This is a genomic window from Proteiniphilum sp. UBA1028 (assembly GCF_002316955.1).
In the GTDB taxonomy this organism is placed as follows: Bacteria; Bacteroidota; Bacteroidia; order Bacteroidales; family Dysgonomonadaceae; genus Proteiniphilum.
On sequence record NZ_DCEN01000016.1, the window covers coordinates 1 to 1586 of the forward strand.

Here is a 1586-nt window from a genome sequence, read left to right on the forward strand (position 1 = left end):
TAATACTTACCCTCGATAAGCAATGTAACACACAGTATAAGTTGTGTTACAGATTATAAACACCGCGTAACAGTCATTTGTTGCGCGGTGTTTACTTTGTGCAATAAGCAAACCCTTACGCTATGAAAAAGTAAGTTACATAACGGAAATTTTTTTGTCTGTTTTGTCTAAAAAGGATATCTTTGAGGAAATTTATTCAGAAATATGAAACGACTGCAAGTACCCAATCTGCATATTTCGCAATGTGAAACGGTTTTTGATAGGATTAAAATACTTTGCAAAGCGGGAGCAGAAGCGGCCATTGATCAGGTGAACTGGAACAGTGACTTTTCGAAGTCCCTTCCTGTAACAGTGCGGGTGGCACACGACGGGGAGAGTTTATACTTGTATTACATGGTAACCGGGGAAGCAATTCGTGCTGCAAACAGAGAAGATTTCGGATCGGTATGGGAAGATAGCTGTGTGGAGTTTTTTATGCAACGCGAAGGAGATAACACATACCGCAACTTCGAGTGTAATGTGTTGGGTGCCCTGCTGGCAGCCCACCATGAAACAAGAGAGAAGGCATTGCAGCTTACCCGCGAAGTGCAGTCGGTTTTCAGACACAGCACCATCTGCCACAGATATGAAGAGGGTCGGCAGGTAAGCGACTGGACCCTGTACCTTGAGATACCCAAACATGCGATGGGATTTGCCGAAGATGAAATACTTGATGGGCAAAAAATACGGGCAAATTTTTACAAGTGCGGCGACAAGACGGCAGAGCCCCATTTTCTCAGCTGGAGCCCCATCGACCTGCCAACTCCAAATTTTCATGTCCCTCAGTTTTTTGGACTCCTGGAGTTGGAATAACATAGCATCATTAACAAAATAGCGATAATGGATAATATGAATAAAATGAAAGATATTGTCTTTCAATTTATCTCGCACGACGACAACGTGCAGATAAAACCCCTTGGCAAAGGGCATATCAACGACTCTTACAAGGTGACATCGGGCAACAACGAATATGTACTGCAGCGCATCAATCACCATATTTTTCAGCATGTCCCCGAACTGCAAAACAATATCTTCAGGGTAACGAGCCACATCCGTGCAAAACTCGAGGAACAGGGCGTGGCAGATATCGACAGAAAAGTACTCACGTTGGTTCCCACCCGTGATAAAAAGCTTTATTACCAGGAAAATGACGGTAATTACTGGCGGATGATGGACTTTATCAAAGAAAGTAAAAGCTACGACGAGATCAATCCGGAGCTGGCCTATCGTGCAGGAATGGCTTTTGGCGATTTTCAAAAGATGTTGTCCGATTTGCCGGGTGAACCTCTTTTTGAAACCATCCCCGGCTTTCACAATATGGAATCACGTCTCGAAACATTCCGCGCGTCGGTAAAGGCAAACAAAGCGGGGAGGTTAAGTGATAGCGAAGTGGCTGACCTTGTTAAAGAGATAGAAGCCCGTGCCAAGAAGATGTGTAAGGCAGAACAATTACACAGGGAAGGAAAACTTCCGAAGCGTACAAACCATTGTGATACGAAAGTGAACAACATCCTTTTCGATGCACAGGATCAGGTGCTTTGCGTGGT

At 44.3% G+C, this 1586-nt stretch carries 2 protein-coding genes; both read left to right on the forward strand.

Annotation, left to right across the window (positions count from 1 at the left end):
- The first annotated feature begins 204 nt into the window (after positions 1-204).
- Positions 205-852: a carbohydrate-binding family 9-like protein gene (locus B3Z75_RS01850; RefSeq protein ID WP_294067174.1), complete on the forward strand. Its 648-nt coding sequence runs from the start codon at positions 205-207 to the stop codon at positions 850-852.
- A 27-nt stretch (positions 853-879) separates the two neighbouring features.
- A partial coding sequence (locus B3Z75_RS01855; RefSeq protein WP_414702845.1) for a phosphotransferase enzyme family protein occupies positions 880-1586 on the forward strand: 707 nt, incomplete at its 3' end.

Bases quoted from the DNA above. Each gene is read 5' to 3' on its own strand.
- B3Z75_RS01850 (WP_294067174.1), top strand. From the start codon at position 205: ATGAAACGACTGCAAGTACCCAATCTGCATATTTCGCAATGTGAAACG.